Source organism: bacterium (assembly GCA_030649025.1).
Classification (GTDB): Bacteria; Patescibacteriota; Minisyncoccia; order JAUYLV01; family JAUYLV01; genus JAUSGO01.
The window spans coordinates 1-20,442 of sequence record JAUSGO010000003.1; the positions used below are offsets into that span (position 1 = coordinate 1).

22 protein-coding genes and 1 tRNA gene are annotated in these 20,442 nt (G+C 49.1%); 11 read left to right on the plus strand and 12 right to left on the minus strand.

Annotation, left to right across the window (positions count from 1 at the left end):
- Positions 1–9: 9 nt before the first annotated feature.
- A tRNA-Leu gene (locus Q7S09_00330) sits at positions 10–93 on the minus strand.
- Between the two features lie 250 nt (positions 94–343).
- Positions 344–1,384: a bifunctional phosphoglucose/phosphomannose isomerase gene (locus tag Q7S09_00335; protein ID MDO8557624.1), complete on the minus strand. Its 1,041-nt coding sequence runs from the start codon at positions 1,382–1,384 to the stop codon at positions 344–346.
- A 48-nt stretch (positions 1,385–1,432) separates the two neighbouring features.
- Here Q7S09_00335 and Q7S09_00340 point away from each other — a divergent pair, with 48 nt between their 5' ends.
- The gene (locus Q7S09_00340; protein MDO8557625.1) at positions 1,433–1,702 is read left to right on the plus strand and encodes a hypothetical protein; all 270 of its coding nucleotides are present in this window, start codon (positions 1,433–1,435) and stop codon (positions 1,700–1,702) included.
- A 130-nt stretch (positions 1,703–1,832) separates the two neighbouring features.
- Here the strand turns inward: Q7S09_00340 and Q7S09_00345 are convergent, their stop codons facing one another.
- The 8 genes from Q7S09_00345 to Q7S09_00380 all read right to left on the minus strand — a co-directional run bounded on the left by Q7S09_00345 (position 1,833) and on the right by Q7S09_00380 (position 9,676).
- Entirely contained in the window at positions 1,833–1,964 is a 132-nt protein-coding gene (locus Q7S09_00345) for a hypothetical protein (GenBank protein MDO8557626.1), read from the minus strand.
- 15 nt (positions 1,965–1,979) lie between these two features.
- Positions 1,980–3,704 carry an ABC transporter substrate-binding protein gene (locus Q7S09_00350; protein MDO8557627.1) on the minus strand — a complete coding sequence of 575 codons (1,725 nt, stop codon included), beginning with the start codon at positions 3,702–3,704 and terminating at the stop codon, positions 1,980–1,982.
- 20 nt (positions 3,705–3,724) lie between these two features.
- On the minus strand, positions 3,725–3,949 hold the full coding sequence (secG, locus tag Q7S09_00355; protein MDO8557628.1) for a preprotein translocase subunit SecG: 225 nt from the start codon (positions 3,947–3,949) through the stop codon (positions 3,725–3,727).
- A 256-nt stretch (positions 3,950–4,205) separates the two neighbouring features.
- Positions 4,206–4,553: a phage holin family protein gene (locus tag Q7S09_00360; protein ID MDO8557629.1), complete on the minus strand. Its 348-nt coding sequence runs from the start codon at positions 4,551–4,553 to the stop codon at positions 4,206–4,208.
- 78 nt (positions 4,554–4,631) lie between these two features.
- Entirely contained in the window at positions 4,632–5,219 is a 588-nt protein-coding gene (recR, locus tag Q7S09_00365; protein MDO8557630.1) for a recombination mediator RecR, read from the minus strand.
- Between the two features lie 378 nt (positions 5,220–5,597).
- Positions 5,598–6,953, minus strand: coding sequence for a replicative DNA helicase (gene dnaB, locus Q7S09_00370; protein ID MDO8557631.1), 1,356 nt, complete (start codon positions 6,951–6,953; stop codon positions 5,598–5,600).
- 108 nt (positions 6,954–7,061) lie between these two features.
- Positions 7,062–8,462 (minus strand): cysteine--tRNA ligase, encoded by a 1,401-nt coding sequence (gene cysS, locus Q7S09_00375; GenBank protein MDO8557632.1) that lies wholly within the window; start codon positions 8,460–8,462, stop codon positions 7,062–7,064.
- Between the two features lie 305 nt (positions 8,463–8,767).
- Complete coding sequence (locus Q7S09_00380; protein MDO8557633.1) at positions 8,768–9,676, minus strand: magnesium transporter CorA family protein; 909 nt, start codon at positions 9,674–9,676, stop codon at positions 8,768–8,770.
- A 332-nt stretch (positions 9,677–10,008) separates the two neighbouring features.
- Between Q7S09_00380 and Q7S09_00385 the strand changes: the two genes are divergently transcribed.
- From Q7S09_00385 to dnaK, 4 genes are all read left to right on the plus strand, one after another.
- Positions 10,009–10,236 (plus strand): hypothetical protein, encoded by a 228-nt coding sequence (locus Q7S09_00385; protein MDO8557634.1) that lies wholly within the window; start codon positions 10,009–10,011, stop codon positions 10,234–10,236.
- Positions 10,237–10,576: 340 nt separating this feature from the next.
- Positions 10,577–11,314: a hypothetical protein gene (locus tag Q7S09_00390; GenBank protein ID MDO8557635.1), complete on the plus strand. Its 738-nt coding sequence runs from the start codon at positions 10,577–10,579 to the stop codon at positions 11,312–11,314.
- Between the two features lie 3 nt (positions 11,315–11,317).
- Positions 11,318–11,821: a nucleotide exchange factor GrpE gene (locus Q7S09_00395; protein ID MDO8557636.1), complete on the plus strand. Its 504-nt coding sequence runs from the start codon at positions 11,318–11,320 to the stop codon at positions 11,819–11,821.
- Positions 11,822–12,005: 184 nt separating this feature from the next.
- Positions 12,006–13,925, plus strand: a complete 1,920-nt coding sequence (dnaK, locus tag Q7S09_00400; GenBank protein MDO8557637.1) for a molecular chaperone DnaK — start codon at positions 12,006–12,008, stop codon at positions 13,923–13,925.
- Positions 13,926–13,983: 58 nt separating this feature from the next.
- On the opposite strand, the gene Q7S09_00405 is transcribed toward dnaK, so the two are convergent.
- Entirely contained in the window at positions 13,984–14,355 is a 372-nt protein-coding gene (locus Q7S09_00405) for a hypothetical protein (protein MDO8557638.1), read from the minus strand.
- Between the two features lie 21 nt (positions 14,356–14,376).
- Entirely contained in the window at positions 14,377–14,679 is a 303-nt protein-coding gene (locus tag Q7S09_00410) for a hypothetical protein (protein ID MDO8557639.1), read from the minus strand.
- 439 nt (positions 14,680–15,118) lie between these two features.
- On the opposite strand from Q7S09_00410, the gene Q7S09_00415 reads away from it, so the two are divergent.
- The 6 genes from Q7S09_00415 to Q7S09_00440 all read left to right on the plus strand — a co-directional run bounded on the left by Q7S09_00415 (position 15,119) and on the right by Q7S09_00440 (position 20,437).
- Positions 15,119–16,060, plus strand: a complete 942-nt coding sequence (locus Q7S09_00415) for a hypothetical protein (protein ID MDO8557640.1) — start codon at positions 15,119–15,121, stop codon at positions 16,058–16,060.
- Between the two features lie 234 nt (positions 16,061–16,294).
- Complete coding sequence (gene dnaJ / locus Q7S09_00420; protein MDO8557641.1) at positions 16,295–17,380, plus strand: molecular chaperone DnaJ; 1,086 nt, start codon at positions 16,295–16,297, stop codon at positions 17,378–17,380.
- A 32-nt stretch (positions 17,381–17,412) separates the two neighbouring features.
- The gene (locus Q7S09_00425) at positions 17,413–17,628 is read left to right on the plus strand and encodes a hypothetical protein (GenBank protein MDO8557642.1); all 216 of its coding nucleotides are present in this window, start codon (positions 17,413–17,415) and stop codon (positions 17,626–17,628) included.
- A 46-nt stretch (positions 17,629–17,674) separates the two neighbouring features.
- The gene (locus Q7S09_00430; GenBank protein MDO8557643.1) at positions 17,675–18,070 is read left to right on the plus strand and encodes a hypothetical protein; all 396 of its coding nucleotides are present in this window, start codon (positions 17,675–17,677) and stop codon (positions 18,068–18,070) included.
- Between the two features lie 86 nt (positions 18,071–18,156).
- The gene (locus tag Q7S09_00435) at positions 18,157–18,606 is read left to right on the plus strand and encodes a cupredoxin domain-containing protein (protein ID MDO8557644.1); all 450 of its coding nucleotides are present in this window, start codon (positions 18,157–18,159) and stop codon (positions 18,604–18,606) included.
- 10 nt (positions 18,607–18,616) lie between these two features.
- Positions 18,617–20,437, plus strand: a complete 1,821-nt coding sequence (locus tag Q7S09_00440) for a sulfite exporter TauE/SafE family protein (GenBank protein ID MDO8557645.1) — start codon at positions 18,617–18,619, stop codon at positions 20,435–20,437.
- Positions 20,438–20,442: the final 5 nt, after the last annotated feature.

The following is a 20,442-nucleotide window of genomic DNA, read 5'->3' on the forward strand; positions in this document are numbered from 1 at the left end:
TAAAATATGTGCCCGGGGGGAGATTTGAACTCCCATGCCCTTGCGGGCGCTAGCTCCTGAAGCTAGTGCGTCTGCCAGTTTCGCCACCCGGGCATACAATATTTATTCACCTAAGTTTCTGAGATAAATAGACCATGGAGGGTGGGGACCCATGAAATGGGCAGACTCCATGCTCCGCAACTTACACTCCCACCTTCATGCCGACGAGGGCCTAACGAACAAACAGTGAGCTGATTCAATTTTCGGAACTCAAGGGAGGGATCCCTTTAATGACATTGGGAGGGTTGAAGAGTGTGCCTCCCTTGGTGGAGAAAATTGGATTGGCTCGGTGTTTGTGAGGCCGCTATCTCATCGATTTCTTAAACTCTTCCACCATCTTCACGGGCGTCGGGTCAATGCCGCGGAGGATGGCATGATAATACGCCATCCAGTCGCCAAGCAAGAGCGTAGAGAATATCTTCTCAAGCACCGTCTTACCTTCAATGGGAACGAAGGTGCTTTTGATGCCTTTTTTGGCAAGTAATGCGGCCGTTAACTTCATGCGTTTTTGTACGCGCGGGTGGTCTGCTTTGTCGCGGAATATGAGGGCATGATATTTCTGTGATGGGTCTTTTTCTGCAAATCCCGTCATTTCGTTGTGGTTGAGCTCCGGGAAGTGGTTCCAGAATGCCGGGGTTTTTGCGTGTTCGTTGAATTTAATTTTTATGATATACGCAAGCTCTTTCCAGGCATCGGAAGCGTAGAGCAGGGGAGTCGTTCCCTGAAGTTTTTTTGCAAGCTTTTTTCCTTCAGCTTCCCATTTCTTTGCATGGAGCGCTGTACCAAGGTCGGATACTGCGTGCGGTTTGAAATGAAGCACTTCCAGGCGCAAAAGCAGGGTGGTAAGCGCCCCGAATTGATAGCCGAACGAAGAGCGTGGCTGGATGCCAACCTTGGGCAGTAAAATGAAAGGAGTTTTGTCTTTCAAGGCAAATTTCTGCAAAGTGCCTCCGGTGCTTATTGCTACCACGGGAAGGCCCTTTTTCTTCGCGTCTTCATAGGCGGATAGCGTCTCTTCGGTATTGCCCGAATAGGAAATTGGCACCACAAGCGGCTCCCAAACTCCTTCGGAATACTCTCTGCGTTCGAGTTTTGGCAGGCCGTAACCACGGTGAATAATAACCGCAAACTCGGAAGCTCCCAGATACTCATGCCGCATCCAGAGCTTTAAAAGTTCTCCGACGGATGCCGAGCCTCCCATGCCGCAAATAACGATAGGGCTTCGCAATTGCCTGGGTGCGAGCGTGATGCGCTCAACTGCATACATCCCCGCGCGAAACTGTTTCGGAAAGTCCAAAATGACCTGCCTAAGATTCGATTTGTCCACTTTAATGACTAGTTTCATAGATTCGATACCATTAAGTTGCTTCTGAAAGTTTTGGGAGGTCGTAAAATGCTCTTTGGTATTATCGTATCACTTGGATCGGTGATAGGCGTTTTTACCGGCAGACAGATGGAAGCCTTGCTTCATGAATACAAATTATTTTGGGTGATATTCCCATTGTATGCCGCACTAGCTTTTGCAGCGATCGCATTGGGCATGCCCATAGACCCTATGCGCTACAGATGGATGTCGTTTATATGCTTTCTTTTCGGAAGCTCATTAATCAGTTGTGTGGCGCGGAAGCTTTTCAGAAAACTTCTGTACAATCCAACGTCATAGCCGCGGCCACGTCCGCGGTTTTTCTTTTTAAATCATTTTAATAGTCGGCGGCTGGGGACCCATGAAATGGGCAGACGACGGAACTCCATCAGAAATCCTCCCTCTTTTAGCGCGTTGATGCACTTTAGTTTCAGCACGTGGTGTCGAGAAACGTGTCTCGCAGCGCCGCGAGCAGGGTTTCTGCCACAGGCAGAATCGCGGCGCGAGAGCCAAGCAGTATTTTATCGCTGGATAAAATAACTGCGACGTTTCGAGGCATCATGTGCCGAAACTTTCTTCAGCGCCATTCGCGCTTCGTCTTCACATACCAATCTTCCGCATTTCCGAACCGTTCGGCCGGATTTGCGATAATGCCGGTGTTGATGTTTTTTATATGCGGCAAGACCACGTAGAGATAGTCCGGAGATACGAGGAATAATGCAGGAATATCGTCTGAAACCATTTTTTGGAAATCGGCAAGTTTCTTTTTTCGCCCCGCCTCATCACTGGTCTGGCGGACTTCCTCAAGGATCCTATCTACTTTGGGATTCTGGTAGAGTGAAAGATTAAGTCCCGGATCGCGCCTTTGTGAAGAATGCCAGAATGAATAAGGGTCCGGATCAAGTCCGAGCACATAACCGAACAGTACCGCATCGTATTGCCGGGGACGCACGCGCTCACCCTGAATATCCGCCACGCCCGCAATTTCCACATCAACCCGGGCACCGGCTGCTTCCCACTGGGTTTTTAACAACTCGGCGGATTTCTCAAGTTCGGGCAGATTTGCGGTAAGCAAGGAGAACTCGAGCGTCGTGGTTACAACGACATCCCGAAGGACTTTTTTGTTTTTTACCACCTGTTCCTCCTTCTTTGTTTCTTTCAATTCGCGTACGCCTTCGGCATTCAACTTCCAGCCGGCCTTTTCTAAAATAGTTGTGGCTTTGTTCTTGTCATATTCTCGTTTTGTCACATCCGGGGTATAGCCGAGCACCGAAGGGGGCATTGGGCCGTGCACAATATCGGCATATCCGCTATAAGCGCCCTCTTTGATCTGTTGGCGATCGGTAGCAAATTCCAGGGCTTCTCGTACTGTTTTTTGAGCAAGAACTTTTGATTGATTCTGGTTGAAAAAAACGGAAAAGATTCGAGGAATATGCAGGGCATGTATAGCAAACTTTTGGGGCCCGAAAGAGGCAAGATCATCCGATGAAACAAATCCCATGCCTTCCGCGTCTCCCTTAGCAATAGCTCCAATCGCCTCATCGCGGCTCTCAAAAAATCTCATGATCAGGCGGTCTAGATACGGCGGCCTTCGATAATATGATTTGTTGCTCTCCAGAGTGATTGAAACTACAATTCCGTCTTTTTCACGCACAAACTCTTTAAAGCGGAAAGGGCCAGATCCTACGGGTTTAAGATTGAGATCGCTCAAGGAGAACGCTTGGGAAGATACATCCTGCCAAAGATGCTTTGGCAGGATGCCGACGGCAGTATGGGAAAGGAACGATATGTAGGGACTGGGGAGAATGAAAGCTATCGTGTAATCATCTTTTTTTTCCACCTTTACGCCTTGCCACGCGAAGCGCAAAGGGCTTTGATATTCGGGATTCTGAATAAGATGGACCGTGAAGGCGACATCGTCCGCGGTAAGCGGAATTCCGTCGTGCCACTTTACGTTGTCTCGAAGTGAAAACACGAACGTTCGCGAATCCGTAGAAACCGTATAAGAATCGGCAAGATCGGGAACGATGATGCCGGTGTCGTTATAGCGCGTAAGACCCGAATAAATGAGTCTTACCAAATCCCGATCTGCGTCATTTGCGGGCGCGAGAGCGGGGTTTATGAAACGCGGACCCCCTACTATCGCTTCGGTGTACGAACCGCCGGATGCAGGAACTCGAATGGTGTGGGTTGCGGCGTATAGCACGCCCGTACCGATACCGGAAACGAGAAACAGTATCGAGGCAAGATAAAAAAGAGCGCGTTCAAGCGGAGTAAACGATCGATAGCTTTCCTGGAGCATCTGACGTGTAAAGAAGCGAATCATCTGACAAAGGTGTTGAAGAGGCCCAAGCCCATAAAGAGCGCGGCAAGAACGACAGTTGCCCACAAAAGGCCCTTTTCGATACCGCGTTTCGTTCGGTACACGTTTGAATCACCGCCGAATGCCGCAGAGAGTCCTGAACCGCGCTGTTGCAGAAGGATAGATCCCATGAGCAAAAACGCAATGACGATTTGCGCTATGTTGATGATGAGAGAGTAGTTCATCCCGTTAGAGGCAGGCCCCGTTAGAAATAGGACGCGGACTGGCTGGTCTTTGTCCTTGCGGGACTGCCATTAATTTTGGTAATAACTTTGGCCATCATACCTACCTTACCATGCGTCCGCTATTTCTAACGGGGCAGGTCGCGGTCATTTGGAACCGTGATGCCAGTAAATTAGCAAGAATTTATTAAAAAAAGTTTACTTTATTGGAATCTTCGCGAGCCCCCGTGGCCTCTAACGGGATTCATGTGTTGTCGTTTTATCCTTCTTTCTTCTTAAGGAGGGCGGTTGCGAGGCTCCCGACGACCGAGATAAGTAGCGTTCCCCAGAAAAGCGCTCCCAGGGAGATGACGAGCGAGATGAAGAAATAGTCCACGATCTTGAGCACCACCATATTTATCACGACGATGAAAAGCCCGAACGTGATAATGATGAGCGGCAGGCTCAAGAGTTTCAAGATAGGACGGACAATGGAATTTGCCAGGGCTAAAAGAATTCCTGCAAAAAGCAACGTTTTAAAACTCCCCGTAAAGACGAATCCAGGGATGATAAGGCTTGCAAGCAAGATGCCCAAGGCATTCGCTATAATACGCGCCAAAAAACGCATTAAAACCAGCTTACCAGATTTAATGCAGATAGGCAAGCCGGAAAACACAAACACGCACAAATCTTATAAACATCACGATCAGTGTCTTCCTGTCAATGCTTCATGGAGCGTTTCTTCATCCACATACTCAATATCAACGCCTCGCGAGAGCCCGCGCGCAAGACGGGTGATTTTTATCCCGAGCGGCATAAGTTCCCGCTCCAGGTGCCTGGCCATTGTATCACCGTCATACGTGGGGCTTGTGGCGATGATAATCTCTTCAGGTATCTCTTTTCTGACGCGCAAGATAAGTTTTTTTACGCGGGCGGCATACGCTTCCGGCTCTTTTTTTGCCGAAAGGTTTCCCGCAAGCACATGGTAGAGTCCGTTGTAGGCTTTGGCGCGTTCAACGGCGCCAAGGTCAACCACCTCTTCCACCACCGCGATTCTCTTTTTATCTCGTTTTGGGTCGGAACAAATCGAGCATTCACTTCCATCGGTGTTCTTTTTTGCTTCAATGTTCCCACACCGGGAGCAGGTGAGCAGCATATCGGAGATCTCCAAGATGTGTTTAGCCAGCATCCCTCTGAATTCCGCAGGTTCTTTGAGGAGATAGAATACAAAACGCGCCGCTTGTCGCGGCCCGACTCCGGGAAATCTGGAAAAAAGCTCTATGAGGTTTTGGATAGGGGAGGGGTACAGAAAAATTTCTAATGTTTAATTTCTAACGCAAACACTAAGGCAGATCTTCTTTGACATTCGGTGAGGGGTTTATTACGATGTAGACGGTTCTTTGGGAGGCAAAGCATATGTCCATTCATCGCGCAAACAGCAAAAGTGATGGTTACTGCCATCAATGCAGGAAAGATGTTCTTCCGGCCGCATTACAGCAGTGCGACAAATGTAAGAACTGGTTTTGCCAAAACTGCATTCAGAGCATCGAGGACTCTGATGAAATTGTTGCCAAGATTGTGGACCGATGCGACAAGTGCCGCGGAGCAACAATCACTTTGTAGAATATTTCCGAGAAGCCCCAACAACGGGCTTTTTTTTATTTTTCATTTATCACTCAAATCCGCCAAAATGTTTCTCCAGATTCTTGAAGCTCGTCTCTTTCTCGTCAAAATAAAGTTCAATCTCGCCCGTAGGGCCATTGCGGTGCTTCGCGATCATGATTTTTGCGATATTTTTCTTGTCGGAATCCTTTTTCACGCGATCCTCCCGGTGAATGAACATCACCACGTCCGCATCCTGCTCAATGGAGCCCGATTCTCGAAGGTCAGAAAGACGAGGGACTTGATCGGGACGGGACTCGACGGCTCGGGAGAGCTGGGAAATGGCAAGCACCGGCACCTCAAGTTCCCGCGCGAGCGATTTGAGCGAACGAGATATCTCTGTCACTTGTTGCACCATGCTCTCGGCATTCGGGTTATAAATGAGTTGCAGGTAGTCCACAATAATGAGTCCCAGGCCATGTTCTGCCTGAAGGCGTCTGGCCATGGTGCGTATCTGGATGATGGTGGGAGAAGCGGCGTCATCAATAAAAAGTTTTGATTCGGAAAGAATGCCCAGGGCATGTTGTATGCGCTCGAAATCATTGCCGTCGCCTTCACTGGAGAGACCGCCGGTGCGCAATCTCCAAGAGTCCACATGGGCTTCGGCGGCGATCAGGCGGTCAACAAGCGAGTCGGTTGACATTTCAAGGCTGAAAAGTCCGATTGGAATTTTTTCTTTTATGGCAACGTGGCGCGCGATGTCGAGGGCGAGAGATGTTTTTCCCAGGCTTGGACGGGCCGCCAGAATAACGAGATCTCCTCGTTGCAGTCCTCCCAGTTTTTTGTCCAGATCGGTAAAGCCGGTGCCCACGCCACGAAGCACGCCCTCCTTCTGCAGTTTTTCTATGCGCTCAAAGGCCTCGCCAAGAGCGGTTTTTAACGGTATGAACTCCTGCTTCAACGAACGCTTCGCTACAGAAAGGATCTGTTGTTCCGCTTTCTCCAGCAAGTTTTCAACGTCTTCCGTTTCTGAAAAACCAAGTTCTAAAATATGCTGGGAGGCCGAAATAAGGTCTCGAAGCATCTTTTTTTTCTGCACAATCCGGGCATACATCACCGCGTGACTTGAAGAGGGGACGGTATTGACCAGTTCCGCTAGATACGTGACGCCGCCAATCTCGGCAAGCTCTTTTTTTTCTTCAAGGCGATTGGTGAGAGATAGCACGTCCACCGGATCGCGCCGCATGTAGAGGTCCAACATCGAGGCATATATTTTCTGATGTGCACCGCGATAAAAATCTTCTGGCACGATGATGTCTCCCACGCGGTCAAGCGTCTCGCGGTCAATGAGAACGGAGCCAAGCAGCGACTGTTCGGCTTCAATGTTCTGCGGCGGAAGTTTTGTTGGTGGAACGTTCTGTGCCATATCAAGCAAAGTATACTCAAGAGCGCGTCACAGGTAAACAAACCACCTGTTGAGTACAGGTGGAGAAAACTCGATACTTCCAACGTCACCCCGAGTCGCATGACGCGATTATTTTGATTTGATTCTCGGGCCTTGCGGAGTATCGTCCACGACATAACCGGCCGTTTCTATTTCTTTCCTCAAGCGGTCCGCTTCGTCCCATTTTTTTTCTTTTCGAGCTTTTTCGCGCTCTGTAACAAGTTTTTGCACTTCGGCCGAGATCGGCTCCCGTTCTTGTCCAAGGAGTCCAAATCCGAATATTTCATCCACAGTTCTAAGAAATGCTGTAATAGGACCAACGGCTTTCTGGGAGACTTCTTCTTTCTCAAGTAGCGGATTTGCAACGCGGATAAAGGAGGAAAGAGCGGCGAGTGCTGCAGGAGTGTTGAAGTCATCCTCCATTTTTTCCAAAAACGCTCTTTCGGTCTCTTCCAGTTTTTTCAGCAAACCACCTTCTGTTTTTTTGCCAGTTTCTACAGCCTTATTTTCTATTAGTTTTTTCGCAAATTCCCTGAAACGCTTTAATTGTTCTTCCGCCTGTTTGGCAACTGCTTCCGTGTAGTCTATAGGAGAGCGATAATGCGCGCTTGCGATTATCATGCGGAGCGTTTCAGGAGCGTGCGCCTTCAAAAAATCTCTAATCGTAAGGAAGTTGCCAAGCGATTTGGACATTTTTGTGTTTTGCACGAGGAGAAATCCGGCATGCATCCAATATTTCACCATGGGAGACTTCCCGGAGGCGCTCTCCATTTGCGCAATCTCGCATTCATGATGGGGGAATATAAGGTCTCTTGCGCCGCCGTGGATGTCATACTGCGCGCCGAAGAACGTATCGGTTATCGCAGTATCTTCAATGTGCCAACCCGGCCTCCCCGCTCCCCAGGGGCTAGGCCATTTCGGCTCTCCTTCTTTTGCGGCTTTCCAAAGCGCAAAATCATACGGATGCTGTTTTGCCGAATCCGGCTCGATGCGTACGCCTTTGTGGAGTTTTTCAAGTTTTTGGCCGGATAGATTGCCATAGGAGGGAAATTTGGAGATGTCGTAATACACATTCCCGCCCGCAACGTAAGCATATTCCCGGCGTATGAGAGTGTTAATTTGGGCGATGATGGCTTCGATGTGTTCGGTGGCCCTCGCATAGGTCGTAACACTGAATATGCCAAGCGTTTTCATATCTTCAAAATAGGTTGTCTCGACTTCCCGGGCGAGCTTTTGCGGGTCTTTTTTGTTCTCGGCGGCTCGCGCGATTATCTTATCGTCTAAGTCGGTGATGTTCTGTACGTAATTTACCTGATAGCCCTGGTGCCGCAGATACCGCGCGACAATATCAAAAGCGATATAGGTCCGCGCATGTCCAACGTGCGCCAGATCGTACACGGTGGGGCCGCATACAAAAAGATTCACCCTCTTTCCATTGAGGGGTTTAAATAATTCTTTTTTTCCGCTCAAAGTATTGTAGATGCGAAGCATAAAATACTCGGTACTTACCCCAGCACCAAATTTTGCAGACCCTATCGCCTTCCACCCCTTCTAAAGTTTTGTCGTCGCCGAGCGTCTTTGTATAAGAGAACTCTCGAGGAGGGCGAAATGCTCCGGTGGAGCATTTCGCGGGCAACTACTATGCTTCTAGAAAGTGATGGGTGCCCAGGGTGAGCGGGCATGGTGTCCCGATAAGATCGGGACGAGCAAAGCCGAGAGCGGAGCGGCGTTTTGTCGGCTGGGGCAAAACGACCGCGTCTTTCTGAAACGACCGTACGAATACGGACAGCAAAACTCTAGATCCACTTCCTCTTCTTGAGATACGCCAGAAGTATCCCGCAAGCTCCGCCGATAAAAAGGAACATGATCCAAAATTGGAAAGGACTGTTGCGAAACGGCGCGTTCGGGGTGCTTAAAATTTGCGGAATGATAGCAAAGGGAAGCGCTGCAACGGTGAATATGGTAAGCACTTTCATGATGGTATTGAGCTTATAAGAAAGGAGAGAGTTGTTCGTGTCGTGCAGGGAATCGATAGTGTCCTTATAATTTTCGAGCAATCCCCAGATGCGATTGTAGTCGCCAACCAGATCAATGAAGTAGGGCTTGAGCGTTTTTCCAAAAAATGTTTGTGATTTTTCGATAAGCGATTCAAGCACCAAGAGTTGTGGTCTGATGGTGCGGCGGAAATCAAGAATATCGCGGCGGACAATGGAAATTTCTTCAACGGCTTCATGCACCTCTCCTCCGAAAATTTTATCCTCCGTAGCAATAATGTTCTGCTCCATGTGTTTCAATTGCGGCAGGAGCGATTGCATGAGTCCGTCGATGATATAGTAGAGGAGATGCCCGATGTTGCCGCCAAAATATTTTTTGCATGAGTCTTCTTCAAGTTGGCACTGGCGGAAAAGCGAATCGAACGGCTCGAGAAAATCTTCGTAAATAACGGTAACCAACATATCTTTGGCTACGATGATATCTATTTCCTTGTGCACATTTCTGCGCTCCGCTCGAATATAGACGGGGATATGTATGACAAAATATAGGTAGCTTCCAAAGTCGTCCACTTTCGGGTGGTAGGTTGGGGTAAGCAGTTCCTCCAGCACCAGTTCGTGAAACTTAAAGTTATCGCGCAAATAGTCGATGTCCTTTTCTGTGGGGAAGGAGATATTCACCCAGGTTAAGTTGTTATATTTGATTATCTGCATAGCATAAGCTTTCGTTTTCGGCGATCTGCTTCGTTGCGGCCCCCGATTCTCCCTCGTCGTACCACATGAGTACGCCTCGGTTCTCGGCCGCCCCTGAGCAGTCAGTCATATATTGGAACGCATGGCAACTGCCCGCGAAATGCTCCGCTGGAGCATTTCACCCTTGCATATCATCCAAAAACGAAACCATTATTTAAATTCACTTACTTTCTACTTCCTGAAGTATACCATATAATAGGTTTCTCGAGCGAATTTTACTTTTCAACAATAAGGTGGTATCAAGGTGGTATTGTGTCGGAACTTTGGATACGACATGACGAAAGGAGGAGTGTATGGAGAATCCGGTTCCATCCAACCAGTCCCTTGAAAAAAAAGTATGCGCTTTTTTACGCCAGACTAAGCGCATAAAACCAAGTTTGCTGGTGCATGAACTTTGCAGGGGTTATCGCGGTGAAAAAAGAAAAGCGCGAGAAGATGCAATCAGAAAAGCTATCAGAACCCTGATCGACGTCGGAAAAGTAGAAGTAGACCTGGATTGGCATATCAAAGTTAAAAAATAACACTCTCCGCGCTATAGCAGGTTTTCGAAGCGAACTTGACAAATATGCCGTTAAGAGAGTGTGGATGTTCTGGCCAACACTCCGCCGGTGATTCCCCGGCGGCTTTTTTATATTTAGAGCGAGCCGGTATGAGCTTTTGAGCGGTTTAGCGTAGCATTTGCTACGACCATGAACGTTGAGCCGAAAAATTGCGTTGTTTGAGCGAAGCGAGTTCGCAATTTTTCGTTGCGAGGCGCTCTTTGGTCGTCAAATGCGAAGTGTTAAGCAAAAAAGCTCACACCGGCGAGCGGCTTAGCACTCTTGACAGGGGAGTGCTAATGGGTATACTGGAGATGTATTTATGTTGCAGACCCAGGAAAAACCCCGCAGATACGATATTTTACGCATGCTCGTAGACGAGTATGTGGATCTGGCTGAGCCTATCGGTTCAGAGGTGCTTTGCGCAAAGCATCAGCTTTCATGGAGTTCGGCAACCGTTAGAGGTGATCTTTCGGAGCTTGAAGAGGAGGGATACCTTGCAAAACCTCATGTGTCCGGCGGCAGAATTCCCACCGATAACGCGTACCGCAAAATACGCGATGAACTTCTTGAAGATGTTGAAGGCTTTCAGGAGCGCTGGAATCCGTTCAAAGAAGCGCACATATCCTCGAGCACCCTGGGCAGCTCTCCCAACCGCGTAAGCCTTGCTACGCGCATGCTTGCAGAACTTACGAATCATTTGGTGCTGGGAGGAGTTTTGGAAAAAGACGAACTGAGAGAAGTCGGACTTCCTTCACTCATCCGCGAGCCGGAATTTGCCGACCAGGAGGCCGTGGCGGGAGTGGCCGCTTTCATGGAACACGTTGCGGAAGAAACTGAAGACGTTATGGAAAAACTTTTGCGGAATACGTTCGGAGTATTTATCGGCGAAGAAAATACGTTCCGCGAGATCCGTTCGTGCAGTCTGCTTGTTTCAGGATTCCGCACCAAAGAAGGCGACCAGGGGTTTTTGGCGATTCTTGGCCCTACGCGCATGCCGTACGAGCGCAACATCGCTTTTTTAGAAAATGTCGCGAATGCGCTTGGTAAAAGAATTTAATATATGGCCGACGAACAAAAAACAGAACCTGTTTCCGATGACCTTGCCGCAAAACTCGCCGAGTGCGAAAAAAAACGCGACGAGTATCTTGCCGGTTGGCAGAGGGAGCGCGCGGATTTCCAAAATTACAAAAAGGAAGAGACGAAGCGCGCGGGGGAATTGCGAGGCATGCTTACAGAAAATATTGTGCACGAACTTTTGCCGGTTCTCGACAGTTTTGATATCGCGCTTTATTTTGTTCCCGACGACTTAAGGGGCCACAAATGGATACACGGCACCGAACGGATGCACATACAATTTTTGGATACTTTGAAGCGCCAGGGAGTGGAAACCATCAATACCGAAGGTGCTATGTTCAACCCCGCGTTCCACGAGTCGGTTGAAGAGGTCGCATCCGACAAACCCGAAGGGACTATCGTTGAAGAAGTACAGAGGGGATATATATTGAATGGCAGGACTATTCGGCCTGCGCGAGTGAAGGTGGCGAAGAAGGGTGCTGGCGTTTAGTGGGTGATTATCTGCTCATCCGATTTTTCTCCTGGGCAGCTTTCCATAAATTGGAAACAAGGGAACTGCCCGCGAAAAGCAAAGCCATTTGCTTTTCGCCCAACAAGGGAGGAGCACGATTCAACCCTCCCAAAGTTAAAGATTCGATCCCTCCCTAATTTACTAATTTGTGAATTAAACATATATGTCAAAAATACTTGGAATTGATTTAGGAACAACGAACTCCGCCATGGCAATCGTGGAGGGCGGAAAGCCGCGCATTATTGAGAACAAAGAGGGGAACCGCACAACCCCGTCCATCGTCGCCGTGTCGAAATCCAACGAACGCCCGGTGGGGCTTTTGGCTAAGCGCCAGGCGGTCACCAATCCAAAAAATACCGTTTACTCCATCAAACGTCTCATCGGGAGGCGCGCTGCAGACGCGGAAGTGGAGCGTGACAAAAAATGGCTTCCGTATGAGATGAGGGGAGCGTCAAACGGCGGTATTGAGGTAAAATTCGGCGAGGAATGGAAAACCCCGCAGGAGATTTCCGCAATGATACTGCAAAAGCTGAAATCAGACGCGGAAGACCGGCTTGGAGAGAAAATAACCGAAGCGGTCATCACCGTGCCTGCATATTTCGATGATGCGCAGAGGCAAGCCACAAAAGACGCCGGAGCCATCGCGGGTTTCAACGTGCGCCGCATTATTAATGAACCAACGGCCGCCGCTTTGGCGTACGGCCTGGATAAAAAGAAAGAAGAGAAAATAGTGGTATACGACTTCGGCGGCGGGACTTTTGACGTATCGGTGCTTGAAATTGGCGATGATACCATTGAAGTAAAATCCACCGGGGGCGATACGCACCTTGGGGGAGACGATTTGGACCAGCGCATCATTGCGTACTTGGTTGATGAATTCAAAAAGGAGCAGGGGATAGATCTCGCGCGTGACCAGCTTGCCGTACAGCGCCTGAAGGAAAGCGCTGAGCGCGCAAAGCACGAGCTTTCCACGTCCATAGAGACGGAAGTGAATATCCCGTTCATTACGTCGGACGCTTCGGGGCCCAAGCACTTCATTCACAAAATGACGCGCTCCAAGCTTGAGTCGCTAGTACAGGATTTTATTGACCGCTCCATTGAGCTTACGGGTGAGACCGTAAAAGAAGCCGGGTTTGAGATGTCGCAGATAAACGAAGTTATTCTTGTCGGCGGACAAACAAGGATGCCTGCGATTCAAGAGGCAGTGAAAAAGCTTTTCGGCAAAGAACCGCACAAAGACGTGAACCCCGACGAAGTGGTCGCTATCGGCGCGGCTATTCAGGGAGGCATTTTGCAGGGCGACGTGAAGGATGTACTGCTTTTGGATGTAACCCCTTTGTCGCTTGGCATTGAAACACTTGGCGGTGTGATGACGAGACTCGTGGAGAAAAACACCACGGTTCCCACCGCAAAGACGCAGGTATTTTCTACCGCGGCCGACAGCCAACCCTCGGTAGAAATCCATGTACTGCAAGGAGAACGCCCTATGGCAGGAGACAACAAGACGCTGGCGCGGTTCATTCTGGACGGCATTATTCCCGCTCCGCGCGGCATTCCGCAGGTTGAGGTAGCATTCGATATTGATGCAAATGGGATTCTTAATGTGAAAGCGAAAGACAAGGCGACCAACAAAGAACAATCGGTGCGGATCGAAGCTTCAAGCGGCCTTTCCAAAGAGGAAATAGAGAAAATGCGCAAGGATGCCGAACTGCATGCGGCCGAGGACGAAAAAAAGAAAGACCTTATAGAAAAAAGAAATCTTGCCGAGCAGATAACCTACACGGCAGAGAAAGCGTTGAAGGACGCGGGCGACAAAGTTACGGCAGATGAGAAAAAGCCCGTTGAGGAAAAAATAGAGGCGTTGAAGAAAGCAAAAGAAGGCGACAGCGTGGATGCAATAAAGAAAGCTACGGAAGAGCTTTCCACGGCTATACAGGCAATAGGGTCAAAACTGTATCAACAAGGAGACACTCCGAAGAACGATGACCATAACCATGACAATGACAAAAAGAAAGAGGATGACAATGAAAAAGGACCGGAGGGCAAGAATCCCGAAGATACAAAGTTCGAGGACGTGAAATAAAGTTCTGTAAATAAAAAACCCCCGTACCATTTTGGTTCGGGGTGTTTTTGGTGCGGGTTTACTCCGTCTGCGGTAACCCGATGATGGACCTCACGAACGATTGGCCTTGTAGGAGTTCCCGCAACTTCCATCCCTCGACCAGATGCACTATGCGCGGCGGGGAATGGAAGGTTACATCGACGTAGCCAAGGTAGTGATAAAAATTTCCTTCAAAATAGTAGTAATCGCGTTTACCGCTTGCGGATTGAAACGGCATCTGCAACATTACTTGGCGCTGACCCGGCTTCGCATCGCTGACAGCTACATCTGCGGCCGTGAAACGATCCGTGTTGAAATCAATGAACGCCGCGATAAGTGCTGCCTGTTCTTGGACGATGCCGTATATCTGGCTATCTAGCGCAAGAAACTGCTGTAAAACCTCTGTACTCATGAATGCCCTCCTTCGCTTACTTCAGATTGGCTCCACGCTGACCAGGACCGATTCGGTGCAGCTATCCTGTCCGAGCGGGATGGTCACTGAAGCGCCTGTTCCAAGAACGTTGTAGGTCTTGGCTAGTTCCTTGAGACCCGCCTTCTCATCGTCGGAGGATAGGCATTTGCCCACGCTCTTGTTCGCGCGGAGCATGACAACTTGGTTCGGGATGACTGTTTCGACGACATAGGGCTTTGACGCATTGATTTTCGCGTCCACAACAAAGAACACGGCCAGCACAACAACCACAAAGGCCATGATGAAAATATCCGATAGAGTCATTTTCAAGGTACGTTCCTCCTTTTATTGTTTCAAACTCACATTGACCATTACCGCTCCAGCACAGCTTCCACGGCCAACACTTACAGATACAGAACAGCAATCGCGCCGATGATTAGAATGACAGCCACTGTGGTGAGCACCTCAAAAAATATGTATCCGGACTGTTTGAATTTCAAGGTACGTTCCTCCTTTTTATGATGTATTTCCTGAGAAATTTTCCTAAGTTTCTAATGTTACCATTAAAGCAAGTATCTGTCAACCCCCACACTAATAGTAGGCACTTAGTGAATACACACGCATATCAAAAGTTTTGTTTTTGAGAAAATTTTTCTTTTGCCACAGATACTATTTGCGGCGCTCTGCGCCGTCAGCCCACTATTAGTGTGGGGGTCAATAGCTCGCGTGTTTGATGTAAAAAGTGTATACTTGAATTATCTGCATGAGCCCCACCATCAAAAAACTTATTCTCGGATTTTTTCTTGTTTCGCTCGGCGTGCTTTTTTGGCTGTTCATTAAAAACCTGTTTTTCCAGGATTCCGCAAATATCGCTGAACGCTTTTGGTCGTTCAATAATATCGGCCTATTCGTGTCTCTGGTCACGCTCTATGCGACGGTCTTAGGACTTGTTGCTTTTTTAATTAATGAGCGGGCTTGGGCGCATGGGATGCTGTTTGCAGGAATTTTGCCGTATTTTCTTACTGCCTCGGGGCGTCCCCTTGAGCTGGTTGGCGCTTTTGCAATCCTCTGGGCCTCGCTTTTCGTTTCGCGCGAATGGATAATGAAGGAGAATGCGAATCGCATCTCGCTGGGTATAGAAAAATCGGTTCCGAAGAACATGTCGTTCGTGCTTACCGCGCTTGCTCTTGCGGTTTCCACGGTATTTTACGTTTCTCCCGCCGTAGAGCAGCTTAAGGACATCCGTATTCCGAGAGCTTTCTTTCAAAGGATTGTTTCTCCCTTCGAGACCATGTTCGAGCGGCAGGTTGAATTTAGGGCTCAAAGCTTTACGGGGACGCTTGAGGATGCAGTACCGGTCGGAGTTGTGGAGCAAGTTAAACCGGAAGAAGCGGAGATATTGCAACGACTATCGAGACCCTTCACGGAACCGCCAAGCGCAAACAGCGTATATTCGGAGTTTACCGATGCGCTCTTCAATGCTCTTAATGGGCAGATTGCGCGGATAGATTCGCTGTCTCCGAATGTTCAACACGTGGTTTCGGTTTCCTTTTCCTTGGCGCTATTTGCGATAATTCGCCTGTTGCTGATACCGGCAAGCTGGATTATCATTATTCTTCTGGTCGTCATATTCAATGTGCTGGTGTATACGGGGTTCGTGAAGATCGGGACGGTGCAGGTGGAGAAGGAGACCATTGAATTATGATTCGTTCAGTTTTGCAATTTTTCTTCAACAAGGGAGGTGCACGTTTCAACCCTCCCAAAGCTAAAGATTCGATCCCTCCCTTGATTTACGAAAAATTGCAAAACCTCAAGATCATAACTGAATAATAGAGGGCGGGGTTATTAAGTAGGAGTTCCGGCGGTTTTGTCTCCTTCGGATATCGTCCGCTACAAGCGGCCGAAAACCGCCGATTCACTTTTTGAATAGAAATTTTGTATGGCCGGAAAAGATTATTACAACATTCTCGGAGTTTCCAAAGACGCGTCCGATGACGATATAAAAAAGGCGTATCGGCGTCTCGCGCACCAGCATCATCCCGATAAAACCGGAGGAAATGAGAAAAAATTTAAAGAGATCAATGAGGCGTATCAGGTGCTTTCGGACGGCCAGAAACGCGCTCAATACGACCAATTCGGCACAGCCTTCCAGGGAGGAGGAGCTCAAGGCGGGTTTGATTTTTCAGACTTTATGAATGGCGCAGGAGGAGGTGGCGTGGACCTGGGCAGTATTTTTGGCGATATGTTCGGCGGGGGTTTTTCATCACGCACGCGCCGAGACCGCCGGCAAGGAGAGCGCGGGCATGATATCGCCATTGACGTGGAAATTACCCTTTCGGATGCGTTTACCGGAGCGGAGCGAACATTCGAATTGAAACGCATGTCTCGCTGTGCGCACTGTACCGGCACGGGAGCCGAACCCGGAACGCCTATCAAGACATGCGCGACTTGTAGCGGATCGGGATATGTACGGGAAACACGGCAGATATTTTTTGGAAGTTTTGCGACCGAATCGGTCTGTCCCCATTGTAAAGGAGAGGGGAAAGTCCCCGAAAAGGCATGCAAAGATTGCCACGGGCAGGGAAGGATACCGCTTATAAAGCCGGTAACGTTGCATGTTCCTGCCGGTATACGCGATGGCGAGGTCATCAAATTGGAAAGCGAGGGGGAGTCGGGGCTTTACGGCAGGCACAGCGGGGATCTCTACGCAACGATTCATGTAAGGGCACATGAACATTTCAGGCGTCAGGAAGATGATATCCACTACACACTGCGTATTCCGCTTGTGGAAGCGGTGCTGGGAGAAGACACAAAGATAGTTCCGACCATTGATGGAAAAACGAAAATACGGATACCGTCAGGCATAGATTCCGGAACCGTGCTGAAACTACGCGAGAAGGGGATGCCAAGGCTCCGCGCACGCGGGAGAGGCGACATGCTCATTAAGGTTGAAGTTGAAACGCCCAAACGCCTTTCACGGCGCGCAAAGGAACTCCTGGAGGAGTTGCGAAAAGAATTGAAATAAAAATCCGCAGAGGTTCTTTAAAAAGGAGGAGTATGTTCTCTTATGAATTCAAGGAACGTCATCCAACGCTCTGTTATGTTTTGGCCGGTGCTCTTATTACATTTTTTGCGGGCTGGCTGTATCTTTACGGGGTCGCATGGTTTTTTCGGGCGGTTCTCAAATTAAAGGACGCATACCTTCAACAAGACCGTGATTACATCATCCTGTTCTTCCCCGATAAGCAAAAAAGTCCCAAACCGGGAGATTGACCGCGAAAGAGCCAGGAAGTATGCTGTATTTATGTGCAAACGTTTGATGCCAATTTTTGTTCTTCTGTTGCTTGCCAGCACCGCGGCGTATTCGGTGGTGAACGCGGCGCGATCCACGCTTCCCGAGCGCGCTGAACGTACGTCGTGTAGCGCACGCATCGCTTCATTTTGTAGCGTATACGGGACTAACGTCTGTAATGCCATAGTCCCGCAGAGCTGCGGTGCGATGCAATCGTCGGAGTCTCGCGGAGAGCAACGGCATGAACATAGTGTGTTCTATATTCTTTCATGGATTCTCCTTGGAGTTGTTTTTGTGGAATTTTTCAGACGACATAAGAATGAACAAGCGTTGTTAAAAAAGGACTTTGTGCATTACCTCCTTTTTCAGAACGAAGCCTCGTCTCCGCTCTTGGTCGGCGGACTTTCATCGCTTAGACTTTAAGATTATTTCAACCTAGCGTACGCCAATGATACACGCCCGCGTGTATCATTGCCTGCTAGGTTTTTATTTATTAGCCGCAATATTTTATGCAAAAAAACTTAATCATTGCCATCGGCGTAGCCATCATTGTCGGCGGAGCATTTATATCACAGCGCCGTTCAAAAACATCCGACCCTACTCATTCGCCAACGCCCTCATCGCAGATGACAGTTGTCCCTAGCGTTTCTCCAACTCCGCTTACGGTGCTTGAGGAAGTGAGAACGTTCAAAGAATTTACTGTTACGGCCACGCAATTTACATTCGAGCCGAGCGTTATCCGTGTCACAAAGGGTGATGTAGTGCGTCTGAAGCTTGTGAATGCTGACGTGGCGCATGGCATCGTCATACCGGAGTTCAACGTGAACCTCATGGCTGGAGCTGGAGTTTTTCAGACAACGGAATTTACCGCGGATAAAGCGGGCATCTTCGATTTTTACTGCTCCGTATACTGCGGTTCGGGACACCCGGGCATGCGCGGACAGCTTGTGGTAGAATAATAACTTTCCTATGCAACAATCTCTCAAAAAATTCAATCTTCAAATCCATGGCATGACGTGTCAGTCGTGCGAAGTTTTGGTCGAACGCAAATTTAAGGAAGTTAAAGGCGTGCAAAAAGTGAACGTGAACCATCGCACCGGCAAGGCGGAGATCATCTCCACCGAAATGCCTCGTCTTGCCGATTTCCAGAGCGTGCTCGAAGGCGAGCCGTATACCATCGCTCCCTATGGGGCGAGACTTTCGCCAGCCATTAACTCAAAGGAAATGCGAAGAATGCAGGCTATACAAAGGGGCGAGTTAAAACGTGAGCGCGCAGAGAGCGCTGCGATACTTCTTCTTGTTTTTGGCGCCTACTATTTTCTGCGACAGACCGGAATCATGCGCGGCGACTTTGGCCTGGGCATCTCGCAAAATATGAGCTTCGGCTACATCTTCCTTATTGGACTTGCCGCGGCGACATCCACGTGCCTTGCGGTCTCCGGGGGATTACTGCTTACCGTTGCCTCCAAGTATAACGAACTCTACCCGGATCTTTCAGGCGTTCAAAAATTTCGTCCGCACATCTTCTTCAATATTGGCCGCATTACTTCCTACACGGTTGGCGGGGGTCTGGTGGGGCTTTTGGGTTCTGCCATGACCCTCTCCACCAAAGGAACCGGCTGGCTATCCATCGGTGCTGCGATATTCATGATTGTGATGGCGGCAAATATGCTGAAGCTTCCCGGTGCCTCGCGCCTGAACTTCCTCCGTATGCCCAAGTTCTTCAGCCACAAGATCCACGACGCTTCCGCTAGGCCGAGTAAATTCGCCCCCTTCCTCATGGGTGCTGGCACCTTTTTCCTTCCCTGCGGCTTCACGCAGGCGCTCCAAATATACGCGCTTTCCACGGGCAGTTTCGTCACGGGGGCACTCACGATGCTCGTCTTCTCGCTCGGAACTCTGCCGGCGCTTGTGTCTCTTGGAGCTATTTCGAGTTTTGTGAAAAGCGCCTTCGCCAAACCCTTCTTTAAGTTTGTGGGAGCGTTTGTGCTCATTCTTGGATTCATGAATATTAACAACGGACTCGCACTCATAGGATCGAATTGGGATCTTGCCGCCATCGCAAATGTTTTTCGCGGTTCTCGCTCTGCCAACACGCTCTCGATCGGCGATGTGCGCTCGGCGGTAAACGACCCAAACGTCACTATTGACGGCCAGACACAGATCGTCCGTATGGATGTTGATGGATTCGGATACGTCCCAAATCACTTCACTATTTATCAGGGGCTACCGGTGCGGTGGCTTGTTTTCGGAAAAAACGCCTATGGATGCGCAAGCGTGCTCGTTATGCAAAAATATGGTATCACTAAATTTATCCAGCAAAGCGTAGAGAGCGAAATTAACTTCACGCCCATGGAGGTCGGCGAACTTAATTTTTCCTGCTCCATGGGCATGTATCGCGGGTCTTTCACCGTTGTGCCGCGGCCCCAGGGAGTCGAAGCGCCAAAAATCCAACCACTTGCTGTGCAAGTTGCCCAAGAATCAAATGAGCCAAGCTGCACTCCCGAAACCCCCGGTTGCAACATCCAGGTAGTGAACGTGGAAATAGGGAGTGGCGGTTATAATCCACGAGAAATCATAGTGAAGAAAGGTTCGCCCGTTGAGCTTATTATTAACGATCAAATTCCGCTTGGGGGCTGTATGGGTACGACGGTGATCCCCGAATACAACGTGGCAAAGACCCTTAAGATCGGAAAAAACAAGCTCGCCTTCAACCCAACAAAGTCGGGCATTTTTCCCATCACCTGCAGCATGGGTGGGCGGATGGCACAGTTAACGGTTATTGATTAAAAAAT